The sequence below is a fragment of the Leptotrichia sp. oral taxon 498 genome (assembly GCF_002240055.1).
GTDB lineage: Bacteria > Fusobacteriota > Fusobacteriia > Fusobacteriales > Leptotrichiaceae > Leptotrichia > Leptotrichia rugosa.
This window is the reverse complement of sequence record NZ_CP016753.1, coordinates 1,672,970-1,686,978: the sequence shown is the minus strand read 5'-3', so window position 1 is coordinate 1,686,978 and position 14,009 is coordinate 1,672,970. Positions and strand designations below refer to the sequence as shown.

15 protein-coding genes are annotated in these 14,009 nt (G+C 28.4%); 4 read left to right on the top strand and 11 right to left on the bottom strand.

Annotation, left to right across the window (positions count from 1 at the left end; genetic code table 11):
• Nucleotides 1-129: 129 nt before the first annotated feature.
• The 3 genes from BCB68_RS08425 to BCB68_RS08415 form a co-directional block, all read right to left on the bottom strand.
• On the bottom strand, nt 130-519 hold the full coding sequence (locus BCB68_RS08425) for a hypothetical protein (RefSeq protein ID WP_094080372.1): 390 nt from the start codon (nt 517-519) through the stop codon (nt 130-132).
• Nucleotides 520-622: 103 nt separating this feature from the next.
• Complete coding sequence (locus BCB68_RS08420) at nt 623-829, bottom strand: hypothetical protein (RefSeq protein ID WP_094080371.1); 207 nt, start codon at nt 827-829, stop codon at nt 623-625.
• Between the two features lie 4 nt (nt 830-833).
• Nucleotides 834-1,463, bottom strand: a complete 630-nt coding sequence (locus tag BCB68_RS08415; protein ID WP_094080370.1) for a hypothetical protein — start codon at nt 1,461-1,463, stop codon at nt 834-836.
• A 408-nt stretch (nt 1,464-1,871) separates the two neighbouring features.
• Here BCB68_RS08415 and ytvI point away from each other — a divergent pair, with 408 nt between their 5' ends.
• Nucleotides 1,872-3,008 (top strand): sporulation integral membrane protein YtvI, encoded by a 1,137-nt coding sequence (ytvI, locus tag BCB68_RS08410; RefSeq protein WP_094080369.1) that lies wholly within the window; start codon nt 1,872-1,874, stop codon nt 3,006-3,008.
• A 71-nt stretch (nt 3,009-3,079) separates the two neighbouring features.
• Here ytvI and BCB68_RS08405 read toward each other — a convergent pair whose 3' ends face one another.
• The 4 genes from BCB68_RS08405 to BCB68_RS08390 form a co-directional block, all read right to left on the bottom strand.
• A complete protein-coding gene (locus BCB68_RS08405; RefSeq protein WP_094080368.1) occupies nt 3,080-3,802 on the bottom strand; it encodes an OmpA family protein in 723 nt (240 codons plus the stop codon).
• A gap of 54 nt (nt 3,803-3,856) precedes the next feature.
• Entirely contained in the window at nt 3,857-4,597 is a 741-nt protein-coding gene (locus BCB68_RS08400; protein WP_094080367.1) for a basic amino acid ABC transporter substrate-binding protein, read from the bottom strand.
• A gap of 67 nt (nt 4,598-4,664) precedes the next feature.
• A complete protein-coding gene (locus tag BCB68_RS08395) occupies nt 4,665-5,399 on the bottom strand; it encodes an amino acid ABC transporter ATP-binding protein (RefSeq protein ID WP_094080807.1) in 735 nt (244 codons plus the stop codon).
• Nucleotides 5,400-5,445: 46 nt separating this feature from the next.
• Entirely contained in the window at nt 5,446-6,210 is a 765-nt protein-coding gene (locus BCB68_RS08390; RefSeq protein WP_231724704.1) for an amino acid ABC transporter permease, read from the bottom strand.
• A 181-nt stretch (nt 6,211-6,391) separates the two neighbouring features.
• Between BCB68_RS08390 and BCB68_RS08385 the strand changes: the two genes are divergently transcribed.
• Nucleotides 6,392-6,628: a DUF6290 family protein gene (locus tag BCB68_RS08385; RefSeq protein WP_015769735.1), complete on the top strand. Its 237-nt coding sequence runs from the start codon at nt 6,392-6,394 to the stop codon at nt 6,626-6,628.
• Entirely contained in the window at nt 6,618-6,884 is a 267-nt protein-coding gene (locus tag BCB68_RS08380) for a type II toxin-antitoxin system RelE family toxin (RefSeq protein WP_094080366.1), read from the top strand. The genes BCB68_RS08385 and BCB68_RS08380 overlap by 11 nt, the downstream gene beginning before the upstream one ends.
• A 112-nt stretch (nt 6,885-6,996) precedes the next feature.
• On the opposite strand, the gene BCB68_RS08375 is transcribed toward BCB68_RS08380, so the two are convergent.
• The 3 genes from BCB68_RS08375 to BCB68_RS08365 all read right to left on the bottom strand — a co-directional run bounded on the left by BCB68_RS08375 (nt 6,997) and on the right by BCB68_RS08365 (nt 11,211).
• On the bottom strand, nt 6,997-7,668 hold the full coding sequence (locus BCB68_RS08375; RefSeq protein ID WP_094080365.1) for an HAD family hydrolase: 672 nt from the start codon (nt 7,666-7,668) through the stop codon (nt 6,997-6,999).
• Nucleotides 7,669-7,751: 83 nt separating this feature from the next.
• Nucleotides 7,752-9,491 carry a glycoside hydrolase family 13 protein gene (locus BCB68_RS08370; RefSeq protein ID WP_094080364.1) on the bottom strand — a complete coding sequence of 580 codons (1,740 nt, stop codon included), beginning with the start codon at nt 9,489-9,491 and terminating at the stop codon, nt 7,752-7,754.
• A 397-nt stretch (nt 9,492-9,888) separates the two neighbouring features.
• Nucleotides 9,889-11,211, bottom strand: a complete 1,323-nt coding sequence (locus BCB68_RS08365) for a 6-phospho-alpha-glucosidase (protein WP_094080363.1) — start codon at nt 11,209-11,211, stop codon at nt 9,889-9,891.
• 207 nt (nt 11,212-11,418) lie between these two features.
• Between BCB68_RS08365 and BCB68_RS08360 the strand changes: the two genes are divergently transcribed.
• Nucleotides 11,419-12,126, top strand: a complete 708-nt coding sequence (locus BCB68_RS08360; RefSeq protein WP_094080362.1) for a GntR family transcriptional regulator — start codon at nt 11,419-11,421, stop codon at nt 12,124-12,126.
• A 243-nt stretch (nt 12,127-12,369) separates the two neighbouring features.
• Here BCB68_RS08360 and BCB68_RS08355 read toward each other — a convergent pair whose 3' ends face one another.
• Entirely contained in the window at nt 12,370-13,965 is a 1,596-nt protein-coding gene (locus BCB68_RS08355; RefSeq protein WP_094080361.1) for an alpha-glucoside-specific PTS transporter subunit IIBC, read from the bottom strand.
• Nucleotides 13,966-14,009 lie beyond the last annotated feature (44 nt).

Sequence of the window (14,009 nt, the reverse complement as noted above, 5' to 3'; positions counted from 1 at the left end):
TAAAGTTCAGAAAATACTGACTTAAAACTTTTTACATTAGAAAAAACCAGACATTTACTATTATTTTTATGCCTATAATAAATATATAATTTTGTATCTTTATATCTACATTTTTTTATAAAAATATTTTTAAATTTCTGTTTTAACATTATTTATATCCCTTTCTATAATAATTTCAACTCTTACTTTATCTTTTGATATTATCAAATTTTCATATTTTTCATTTTTATTAAAAATCATATTTGCTTCTTTAAAAAATTTTTCATATTCTTTTGTTTTTTTGATATATATTCCTTTTTCCTCCCCATCTTTTTCAACTATATAGTTTATAAAATTCAATAGCTGAATTTTTATAGTTTTATTCCTATATATTTTATAATTTATGTTAAGATTTTTTAAAATTTGTTCTTCTTCTTTTGAAATATTTAAAAATTTCAGTTCTATTAATTCCATAATTCCTTCTTCTGCATATTTCTTATATTTTTCAAATTCAGAAGTAATATAATAATTAACTTCCATATTATGATTCCTTTCTTAAAAAACTTGAAATTAAATTAATTCCTTTTTCATATTTATTTTTACTTGCTACTACACTCATTTTAAATCCTTGCTCATTAATTATTTATTTTGTAATCCTTACAGGTACAAAAATTAATTCCCCTGTTTTTTTATCTACTCCAACTAATCCTGTATTCAATTTTCCGCTATTCTTAGCATTTTTAATTGTATATTTAACAGGATTATTGTTTTCTAATTTGTTTAATACATTTCTTACCCAGTCAGGAGACATCTGTCTAGCTCCACCTACCCCTTTATTTGAAACTCTCATAATTCTAATTTTCCTCTGCCGAATACTCTTTAGATGTCAAAATATTATATTTTTTTATTATACTACTAACTTCTTTACTTTTCAATAAAACTGGATTTATTTCTTTTATTTCTTTAATAAATTTTTTAGTAGTTATTTGTATTTCTGATATAAATTCTTCAAAATTAATTTTTTCCTCTTTGAAAAAAATATTCTTATTCTTATCTTCATCATAAAATTTATTATATACTTTTACAATATGTGAATTTGTTATTTTTAATTTTACTTTTTCTTCTTCAATTTGACTTATGTATAATTCGTTATTTATTCTCTTAAATTCGATCCAATTTTTTGATTCAATATCCATTACAGCAACATAATCCTTTTTTTTCAATTCAATACAAATTTCTAAAAAAATTATTATCCATAAACTTATAATATCTTGAAGTTCAAATAAATCATCAAATTCCTCTTTTTCTTTTTCATTACAAAATTTTTGATCTTTATACCTTACAATATAATTATACATTTTATCATTAATTAAAAGTTCAAAAGCTCCATAAATCATACTATATTCTTCTTCAAATTCTTTTATCGAAATATTTTTTAATTTTTTTTTCATACTATCGTATATTAAGTAATTAAATTTAAACATAATTTTATTTTCCTGCTTTCTTCACTAATTTTAGAAATTCTTCATAAGATATTTTATATGAACCATACGAAGTACGCAAATTAGCATTACTTTCCATATAAATTATAATCTTTTCACCTTGATAAACTGTTGTATACTTACCTTTTATTTTTTTTCTTCTTTTCCACTTTTTGTTTCTTTGTAATCCTTTTTTATCGTATTGCTTGTATGAATCATATTAGTTTTCTCCTTTGATTTTTGGCTTAAATCAATTATACTACAGAAAATTTTTATGATTCTTATTTTTTATTTCTAATAGCAACACTTTATTTTACAATTTTTATTTTATTCTGTCTAATAATATAATCATTTACAATTATATCATTTTAGTATATAATATACAAAAACAATAAAAATAAAGGAGTATTTATGGCTAGTTATAAAGATTTTGACTTTAAAAAATTATATTTTATTGTATACATAGCTCTAATTTTATTAGTAGTTTTTTTACTGTTTAAACTGGGAATTTTTTTATTTCCATTTACTCTTGCACTATTTATTTCAATAATAATTCGACCACTTACAAGGTTTTTAATGAATAAATTGAAGTTTTCCAGAAAAACGGCTTCCATAATTTCAATTGTAACATTTTTAATAGTATTTTTCGGAATAATTGGAATTCTCTCTTTAAAATTTTTTGTTGAAATTTATAAATTATCTCAAAATTTAAATAGTTATAGCACTGATATTCAAAAGTTATGGACAGAAAATGTTAAAAAAATTTATATTTATCTAGGTAATTTTCCCGCTGGATTTAATGATCAGCTAAACAATACAATAAATAGCTTTGTTTCAAAGGGCTCTGTAAAAATTGGCTCTTTTATAAATGCTGTTATCAGTTTTGTTACATCTATTCCAACTTTAATTTTATATATTGTGATTACAATTTTATCTACTTTTTTTATGATTTTAGATAGAGATGAGATACTTAATTATTTGGAGCATCAATTGCCAAAAAGTTGGCTTGATAAAGTGTTCAGCATAAAAACGGAAATGTTTACAGTGCTTGTTTCATATTTAAAAGCACAGGCAATTTTAGGAACTATTTGTCTTATTGAATCATTAATATTATTAAATTTACTGGCGTTTTTAAAATTTGATGTACCGTATCCCCTTTTAATGTCCATCATCATTTGTATTGCTGATATTTTACCAATTTTAGGTGCTGGGACAATTTTAATTCCTTGGTCTATTCTATCTTTTGCTACAAGAAATATAAAATTGGGAATTGCACTACTTATTTGTTATTTAATAATTATGTCAGTAAGACAGATGTTGGAACCAAAATTAATAAGTCAAAATTTGGGAGTTCATCCTTTGATTACTCTTATTTCAATGTATTCAGGCTTTAAAGTCTTTGGAGTCAGCGGATTTTTAATCGGACCTGTTGTCATGATTATTTTAAAAAATGTCTTTTCAAAAGAACTGGAAGTCGGATTCTTCAGAGATATTTTTGGAGATGCTGGAGACAACAGCAATAAAAAGATACAAAAAAAAGACAAATAGTTATATTTTAAAACTGTTTCTAAATCTAGATATTGTGAAACAGTTTTTTTTTAACAATTTGTCTTGAAAATTTATATTTGACCTTTTTTTATAAATTTAAATTCCACTCTTCTATTTTTGATTCTTCCTTCTTCAGTATCATTTGAACTTATGGGATTTTTTTCGCCCCGTCCCATTACACTTACAATTCTATCTTCTGCAAGACCAATATTTAAAAGATTGGAACTAACATTTTCTGCCCTTTTTTGTGATAATCTTTTATTATATGATTTCATACCAGTTGTATCAGTATATCCAACTACCGAAACTAAAAAATCATTTTTTTCAACATAAGCTTTTACATCTTCCAATATAGGATAAGCTGCTTTTTTTAGCTCAGCACTATTTTTATCAAAAACTAATTCATGAGAACGAAGTGAAATAAAATCAGACTTTGTCAACTCAAACTTGTCATTTTCATCTAATGGTGTTTCGTCAACTGCTTTAGAAATTTTTTTCTGTGTCAAACTCAAATCGGAATTTTTCTTTTGAACATCATTTTCATCTTTATCTATCTTTGTACCTGTTCCGTCCCGAGTGAGTGAAACTGTTATCAAATCAGGATCATCTACGGGCTTTTCAGGATTAGGCGGATCCAATGTTGGCACATCTTCTTCTTCATCTTCTTCTGTCACATCAGCTACATTTGCACGAATGATTTCTTTTCTCATTTCCGAAGTTGTCACTTTGCCTGAAACAGTCGGTACTGACATTGCTACAATCGAGGACATCGCTAACACTACCGGTTTTTTCATCAATTTTACCTCCTTTATCTTTTATTTTTTAAGAATAAAATTTCAAATAATCAATTATTTTCTTAAATCATATTTTTTAAGTAACTCATCATATTTTCCATTTTCTTTTAATTTCTTAAGTTCTGCATTTATCTTCTGAATTAACTCAGCATTTTTTCCTTTGTCAAATGCCATTGCCATTCCATCATTATCCACTTTTTCATCAAAAATTTCCATTTCAGGATTTTTTTTCATATATTCAATTGCAACTACGTTATCCATTATAAGAGCGTCAACTTTTCCCATTTTTAAATCTAAGATTGTATTTACAATACTCTTATTTGGCACAACAACAGCACCATTAATTTTTCTAGCTGCAATTTCCTGTATTGACCCAAGTAAGACTCCAATTTTCTTTCCTTTTAAAGTTGAAGGCGTAACTGAGCTGTTACCTTTTTTTCTGATGTAAAGTTGTTTTGACACAAAGTAGTCATCTGTGAAATCCACTGATTTTCTTCTGTCATCTGTCGCTGTCATTCCTGAAACTATAACGTCAATTTTTCCAGCTTTTAATGAAGGAATAAGTCCATCAAACGACTGGTCAATAATTTCGGTTTCATAGTTTAAATCTTTTGCAATCTCATTTATTAAATCCACATCAAATCCTACAACTTGCCCATTCTCTTTATATTCAAACGGTGCAAATACTGCATTCAATCCCACTCTCAATTTTTTTGAGTCCTTTGCCGCTTTATTTCCGCCACATGAAGTCAGTCCAAAAACTAACAATGTTAACATTAAAAATACTTTTTTCATATTTTTTCTCCTTTGCATTTAATTTTTTTATTTTATAAATTTTATTTTTTATATTTCTTTCCCAAAACTAATCAATTGGATTCAAAACTTTTTTCAAAAACTCTTTTGTTCTTTCATTTTTTGGATTGTCAAAAATCTCTTTTGGTAAATCATCTTCCAAAATATATCCATCATCCATAAAGAACACTCTATTTGCAACATTTCTTGCAAATCCCATTTCATGAGTAACCACAATCATTGTCATTCCTGCTTGAGCCAGTTCTTTCATAACTTTTAGAACTTCTCCTATCATCTCAGGATCAAGCGCACTCGTAGGTTCATCAAATAGCATAATTTTAGGATCCATTGCTAACGCCCTTGCAATTGCCACCCTTTGTTTTTGTCCTCCTGACAATTTATTTGGATAAACATCTCTTTTATCTTCCAAGCCAACTTTTTTTAAAAGTTCAACTGCCTTTTTTCCCGCTTCCGTTTTTGAGATTTTTTTTAATTTTATTGGTCCCAAAGTAATATTTTCAAGTACAGTTTTGTGAGGATACAAATTAAAATGCTGAAAGACCATTCCGACATTTTCACGAATTTTATTTATGTTTACTTTTTTTCCTAAAACATCCGTCCCATGTATAAAAATTTGCCCTGAAGTTGGCTCTTCAAGTCTGTTAATACATCTTAAAAAAGTTGATTTTCCTGAACCAGACGGTCCTATTATTGAAATTACTTCACCTTCTCTTATTTTTGTATCAATTCCTTTTAAAACTTCCAATTTACCGTATGACTTTTTAAGATTTTTTATTTTAATCATTTCATTTGTGTTAATTTCTTTTTTTATTTGAGTTAAATCTTTCGAATTAGTCATTTCTTCTCAACCTCATTTCCAGCATTCTTCCTAAAAATGAAAATATTTTTACGCTCACATAATAAATAATACCTGTAAATAATATTGGTCCAACACTGTAATAAGTTGCTTGAAGTCCGTTACTATTCATTGTTATATCAACGACACTTATATATCCCACAACCGATGTTTCTTTAAATAATGTAATAAACTCATTTACAAGTGCGGGTAATATATTTTTTATCGCTTGTGGCATAATTATTTCATTCATTGCCATTTTGTAAGGCATACCTGTTGCCCTTGCCGCTTCCATTTGTCCTTTATCAATACTTTCAATTCCCGAACGAACTACTTCTGCAACATAGGCAGCACTATTTAATCCTAGTGCAATCATCGCTATCCAATAGTTAGCAAATAATTTTATAAGTACTGAAAGTATAAGTAATTGTAATATCATAGGCGTTCCACGCATTATATCTATGTATTCATCAATTATTATTTCTTTTATCATATCAAAAACTGGAAAGTTTGTTCTCAAAAATTTTAAAAATGCTAAAAACATCCCCAAAAATATTCCAATCAAAGCTCCTCCAATTGTCAAACCAACTGTTGTTATCAAATAACTGTCAACGATGTAAAGTTTCCACTCATTTGGTTTCAATTCTTTTGGAAATGTCAATATCAAACCAACTGCCACAATTATTAGAAAATATGATATTTTTAATACTTTTCTTAACTTTTCTATATTTTTCATAATTTTATGAACTTTTTTGTCCACATCCTCCTTCCAAAACTTTTTCATATATTACATTATACCTAATATTTTTTAGTTTTTCAATAAAAAATTAAAAAAACTTATTTTTATAAAAATTTTAGGAAAAATAACATTTTTATTGCTTTTTTTTCCTTTTTATGTTAAAATTACATTAATAGAAATAATCAGAAAGGGTGTGAAATCAATGATAACCGTTTCTATAAACGCTAATCCTGACATAGAAAATAAAATAAACAATTATGTTAAGGAAAATAATATCAATTTAAACCAAGTAATGTTAGATTTAATTCTTGAAAAAATCGAAGATGAAGAGGACTATAAGTTGGCTGTTGAGGCTTATGAAGAAGAAAAAGACAACAGAGAAAACTGGATTAGCCACGAAGATTTAATAAAAAAATTAGGGTTGGAAAATGAAATATAGTCTAATGTACTCTGAAAAAGCGCAGAAACAACTAAATAAACTAGATAATTCTATGAAATCAAAAATTTTAAAATATATTGATCAAAATCTTTTTGATACAGATAATCCAAAAAAATTTGGAAAAGCTTTGAGATATAATCTAAAAGGATTCTGGAGATATCGAGTTGAAAATTATAGAATTATTGTAAAAATTGAAGAAAACGAATTACTTATTTTGGTTGTTCAAATAGATAAAAGGGATAAAATTTATATTTAAAATCTTTGAATTGAATTTTAAATTATTGGGTTAAATTGAGGATTTAAAAAAAACTGTCTGATATTCCTATTTTTAAGAATAAAAGTCAGTTTTTTCTTTTTTTATTTTTAAATTACAGATTATCTACTGATATTTCCGTAAAATCTTTTATAACATACGAAATCCCGTCAATTGATAATAATTTATTGTTCTCAAGAGTCGAGGAAACAGCTATAATTTTTGCAGCATTTGCCCTTTTTGCCGCCTCTATTCCAAGTATCGCATCTTCAAATACTGCACAGTTTTCAATATCCACATTTATATTTTTGGCTGCTTTCAAAAAAATATCTGGTTCTGGCTTTCCTTTAAAACTTCCGTCAGTATAAACAACTTTATTTATATCAAACCATTTGCCCAAATTTAGATGTTCAAAATAAAATTTTACATTGCTTATCGGAGCACCTGTTGCTATAGTAATTGGAATACCAGCCTCTTTTAACTTATTAAGAAATTCTGGCAATCCTTTTACTAATTTGAACATTTTCTCATCTTTTAGGCACATATCCCGATACATGCTTTCCTTTTCTTCTCCTAGTTTTTGAACTTCTTCATTTGAAAAATTTTTGTTAAAAAAGTATGAAAGTGCAGTTTTATTATTTCCACCATGAATATACTTATGAATTTCTTCATTTGTTATTTCCCTACCAATTTTGCTTCTTAAAAATTTTTTCCATACATCTTCCTGTAAAGCACTATCAAAAAGCATTGTTCCATTAAAATCAAATAATATCCCTTTTATTTTCATTTTTCCTCCGAGTAATCAATTATCTTTAGTTCTATTTTTATTTTTATTCAATTCTTGAAAAAATCTTACCTTAAATTTTATTGTTAAATTGCAACTAATAAACTTTGATATCTTTCAAGAACTAACACTTTTCCGTCATTTTCAATATTCCCATAATTATTAATCAAAATATCTCTTAATTTGATTTCTTTTTTACCAATATTTTTGGCAATTTCACTTAATTCCACTTGCTGATTTTTGTCAGAAAAATTATTGATACAAAGAACTTTCTGATTTTCATATTTTCTTATATATGCGATTATTTCATCATTTTCCAATTCTACTGGAATAAATTCTCCAAAAGTTAGACAATCTGAATATTTTCCATTTTGCCGTAACTCAATCATATTTTTATAATGGGCAAAAATTGAATTTTCATTATTTATTTGAGATTCTGCATTTACTTTATCTTGACTTCTAGTTAATTCTATCCATGCTTTTACATCTTCATTTTTTGAAAATCCAGCATTTTTACTGCTATTCCATTGGAAAGGTGTTCTTGAATTGTCACGGCTTCTTTTGTTTACAAAATATAGTGCTTCTTTAGGAGAAAATCCTTCTCCCAATGCACGCTGATACTGATCTTTGCTGGCAATATCATCAAACTGTGCTATATCAGTTCTCTCAAAATTGTCCATTCCTATTTCCTGTCCCTGATAGATAAACGGTGTCCCACGTAAAAAGAAAAATAATGTTGCAAGTAGTTTTGCATTTATTTCATTTGCTTTTTCCCCTAAAAATTTATTTAAACTTCTAGGTAAGTCATGATTTTCAAGGAATGGTGCTCCCCAGCCATATTTCTGCTGTGTCAATTGACTTTCAAAAATTTTATTTCTTAATTCGCTAATTTTCACATCCTGCACTGAATAATAAAAACCTTCTTTCGCCATATCCAAATCTGAATAACTGAAATCAAAAATCATTGAAAAAAATCCGTCTGCACCAATAAAATCATTGTATCTTTCATACTCCAACAACGGCGTTTCAGCCACAGTCATACAATTATGCTTTTTAAAAGTTTTTTTCGCTAATTCACCCAAAAATTCCTCGATTCCAGGTTGATTTAATGTATATTTAATACTGTAGGCGAATCCATCCGCTCCATCAACAGGCAAATCCAAATATCTTGCATTTTTTTTTATCGAATTAATTGCATCAACTCTAAATCCAGCAATTCCCTTTTCAAGCCAATAATTTACCATTTTGTAAAGCTCTTCCCTAACTTCAGGATTTTCCCAGTTTAAGTCAGGCTGTTTTTTTGAGAATAAATGCAGATAATACATTTCATTCCCGTTTTCATCTGTTTCCCCTTCAACTTTTTCCCAAGCAGAACCACCAAAATGGCTTCTCCAGTTTGTCGGTGGCAATCCGTTTTCTCCTCTTTTAAAAATATAGTAATCTCTATACTTACTTTCAGGATTTCTCAATGCTTCCAAAAACCACTCGTGCTCATCAGAAGTATGATTAATTACTAAATCTAGAATTATTTTTATTCCTCTTTTTTCAGCCTCCGCAATCAATCTCTCCAAATCTTCCTTTGTCCCAAATTCAGGATTCACATCATAATAATCTGAAATATCATACCCATTGTCATCCATTGGCGACTTAAATATCGGACAAACCCAAATAAGCGTTATTCCTAAATCCTTCAAATAATCCAACTTTTCTGTAATTCCATTCAAATCCCCAATTCCATCGTTATTACTGTCATAAAAACTTCTTGGATAAATTTGATATCCAACTTCTTTTTTCCACCATTTTTTATTTAATTTTTTTATATCCATATTTTTCTCCTTCATATTCAATAAAGTTATTTTTTTAAACCTGCCAATCTAAATATACAGATTGACAGGCATTAAGGTGATACCGATGATGAATTTTAACCATTTTTTACTAATAATCAAAAATAATACGATTATAGCTATAAAAATAGTAAAATCCCAATTCATTTTTACCACCTCCCAACTGTTCCATTTGTTTGTTAGTTTTGCAGAACTAACTTGGTAATTATATCATAAAAAAAGACCCCATTCAATAAAGAATAGAGCCTTTTCTTCTGCAAATTTTTTATTTCCAAACGAAACAGTTGGTTTTTCTTTTCTTATTGTAATTATATCATAAACTAATTAACATTTCAAGCACTAAAAATTTATTTTCATTTTAAAATTATTCAGATGTAATCTATTTCAATACTGGCCAGAAGTCTTTATTTGCTTCAATTAAATCATCTAATATTGCTTTTGCAACAGAGGCACTCGGTACAGTTCTTGACAATGTGATTGCTTGCCATAATTTTTGATACGAACCTTCTATCCATGCTTCTACTGTCAATTTTTCAACTGATACTTGTTGTTCCATAAGCCCTTTTTGGAATTGAGGAATTTTACCTTGAACGATTTTTTCAGGCCCGTTTGAACCTACTATACAAGGAATTTCAACCATTGCAGTTGGATCAAAGTTTGAGATTGCCCCGTCATTTTCTACGATTAACAGCATTCTTTCTTTTGTGTTATAAGCTATTGCTCTCGCCAAGTCAACTATGTATGAAGCGTGATCATCCACGTGAAGTTTACTGTCTTTTGCAGTTCCTTTTTCAGCGATTGCTCTACATTCACCGAATACAAATTTTTCTCTTCCTTCCATTACTTCATTTGCTCTTGTGTGATTAGGATTTGAATGTTTCACTACATAATCAGGGAATAAATAATATTTTAAATAAGTATTTGGCATTGTTGTCGGATCAACTGCAAACACATCTTTTGCTTTTGTAAATGTGTCATTCCAGCTTGCTTCTGTATTTTCACCTTCAATTTCCACATTATATCCAACTTTCGCAACTTTTTCTCTTAATGCAGGCATTAAATCATTTCCTTGTTTATCTCTAATATCTGTCCACCAACCAAAGTGATTCAATCCAAAGTATCTGACTACCATATCTTTTCTTGATTTCAATCCAAGCGTTTCAGCCATTCTTATTTCAATTCCAATTGGCATATCACAGATATTTAATATCTTAGAGTTTGGACGTAATCTTCTAGTTGCTTCTGCCACAATTGCCGCAGGATTTGAGTAGTTCAGCATCCAAGCATTTGGTGAATATTTTTCCATAAAGTCGACTAATTCAATAACTCCACCAATTGAACGCATTCCATAAGCAATTCCTCCAGGTCCACAAGTTTCTTGTCCTAATACTCCGTGTCTTAAAGGTATTTTTTCATCTTTTTCACGCATTGCATATTTTCCAACTCTTATATGTGCCATAACAAAGTCAACATCTGTAAATGCTGTTTCAGGATCAGTTGTATAAACAAAGTTAATATCAGGTGCTTTTTCTTTTATTATAATATCACATGCTTTTGCAATAACTTCTTGTCTTTCAGCGTCATTATCATAAAATTTTATTTGTCTAATTGGAAATTTATCCAAGTTTTCTAACAACATCAAAACAATCCCTGGAGTAAATGTACTCCCTCCACCAGCTACTACAATTGAAAATTTTTTCATAAATAATCATCTCCTATAATTTATTAGTTATATATTTTTTGTTTTCTCATTTCAGTAACTATTATATCATAAATTTTTAAAAAGTCAATAGGTTTATATAAATCCTTTTAAAAATTTTATTATTATTATATAAATCTTTTTATTTTAGTTGTTATTTAAAGCAATTTAGTGTATAATGTATAAAAATAACATGAAAGGTTTATACAAATGACTAAATATGAAAAAGTATATTATGATATAAAAGACAAAATTAAAAATGGTATTATTAAACCAGGAGATTTTTTAAAAAAAGAAGATGACTTGGCAAAAGATTATAATTTTTCCAAACTTACTGTAAGAAAAGCTCTTTCTATGCTGGAAACTGAGGGTTTTATTCAAAAAGTGAAGGGAAAAAAATCAATTGTACTGGAAAAAAAAAATTTGGAAAATATTTCTCTGACTTCAATTCAAACTGTGCAGGAACTCAATAAACTTCAAAATATTAATCTTGAAACTGACTTAATTAGCTTATATATTGTTCAGGGAGATAAAAAGTTAATGAAAGAATTTCAAGTTTCTGAAAGTGCCGATTTCTACAAAGTTGTCCGTACAAATTCCTTAAATGGGGAAGTCTTAAATTATTCCACAAGTTTTTTTGACAGAAAAATTGTACCTTTTTTGAATGAAGAGATTGCCAAAAAGTCGATATATGAATATTTGGAAAAGGATTTAAAATTAAAGATTGGTTATTCTCGAAGAGATATTAATTTCAGAAAGATTACGCCAGAAGAACAGAAATATCTCAAATTAAAAGATATAAATATGGTTGTTGTCATCGAAACTCACGCCTATTTGTCAAACGGCACATTATTCCAATATGAAACAATAATCCATCATCCTGAGAAATTTACTTTTACTGCTATTGCAAAAAGGTAATTTTTATACAAAAAATAGAGGTTATATCACTTTTGAAACAACCTCTTTTTCTTTTATTTTTAAATTTTTTCAAACGCTTTAACAAATCCAATCATATAAATATCAAAAAATAAATTTATGTAAAAGAAAGAACTTTCGCAAGTTTTATAATTTTATACTTAAAATTTTTGACTTTTGAAAATTCTTTCTTAATTTTTTTATAAAATTTAATTTCAATTATTTATTATTTATCAAATTTTATTTTTACCCTTTTTTCATCATGTCTTCAATTCTTTCTCTTACTTGAGGTACTGACAATCCGATGATTACTTGAATAGCTGTTCCTTTTCTAACTACACCATGAGCTCCTGCTGCTTTAAATGCTGCATCTGGTAATAATTTACTTGCATCTTTTACACTTACTCTAAGTCTAGTTGCACAGTTGTTAAGTTCTTCAATGTTTTCTCTTCCACCTAATGCTTCAAGAATGATTGCACCTTTTTGAGCATATTCATCTCCACCAGCTGCGGCAGCTGCACCTTGTGCTCCACCTTCACCGTGTTTAGCTCTATAATCAGCTTTTGTATAAAGTTTCATTTCTTCATCTTCATCTTCTCTACCTGGAGTTTTTAAATCCATTTTTAAAATTAAGAATCTGAATAATATGAAGTAAATACATGTGAAGATTAATCCAATTACAATTTGAGTAATTACTGTTCCGCTGTGGTTTTTAAACATTGGAATCCAGTTTAAGAACATAAAGTCTAAGAATCCTCCACCAAAGTTTCCTACAACTCCGAACATATACATCAATGTTGACATTGTTGCAGCTAGTACTGCATGTAATCCAAATAATACTGGAGCTATAAATAAGAATGTAAATTCAAGTGGTTCTGTTATTCCTGAAACTATTGCAGTTAATAAAACTGGTAATAACAATCCTGCTACTTTTTTCTTGTTTTCAGGTTTAGAAGTTGAGTACATTGCAAGTGCGATACCTACTGAACCAAAGATTTTTGAGTTACCGTGCAATGCAAATCCACCTTGTGGGAACATTTCTTTTAAAGGTTTTGTAGATTGAGCAAATTGACTTATATGTTGAACCCAATAAGTTTGAATTCCACCTGGAACTGCTGCTGGTCCGAATATAAATGGTGTATATACAAAGTGATGCAATCCTGTTGGAATCAATGCTCTTTCAAGGAATGTGTAAATCCATACTCCAATTGGTCCTGAAACTTTTAATAATTGTTGCAAGTTGTTAATTCCAATTTGAACTTTTGGCCAGCAAAGTGCAGTTATGAAAGCACATGGAATCATTACTAAGAAACCAATAATATAAACAAATACTGTTCCTTGAAATACTCCTAAAAAGTCTGGTAACTTTTTATCAAAATATTTATTATGTAAATAAACTACTATTGCAGAAATTATAATTGCACCAAATAAGTTTGTATCTAGTGTTTTTACTCCAGCAATTACTGCAAGTCCACTTGTTCCTCCAGCTTCTTGACTCATGTCAACACCAAAGAAGCTCCATTGTGCAAGCATTGCTGCTACAAGATAATTATAAGTTGTATATAAAGCAAAAGCTTCAAGACATGCTCTTGCATTTGTTTTATTCGCAAGGCTGATTGGCAATCCGATTGCGAACAATAACGGCATTTGTCTAAATACTGTCCAACCACCTTCACTTATCACAAACCAGAATTTATACCAGTTTGTCCCTTCATTTGCAATTGAACCCATTACTTGTGGATTCGTAAATAGTGATGCTATTCCTACGACTAACCCTGTGAATGCAAATAATAGAACTGGCGCCATCATTGCTCCACCAAATCGCTGAATTTTTTTCATCATGATTGAGTACCTCCTAAAAATATTTATAAATTAAAATTTGTTTT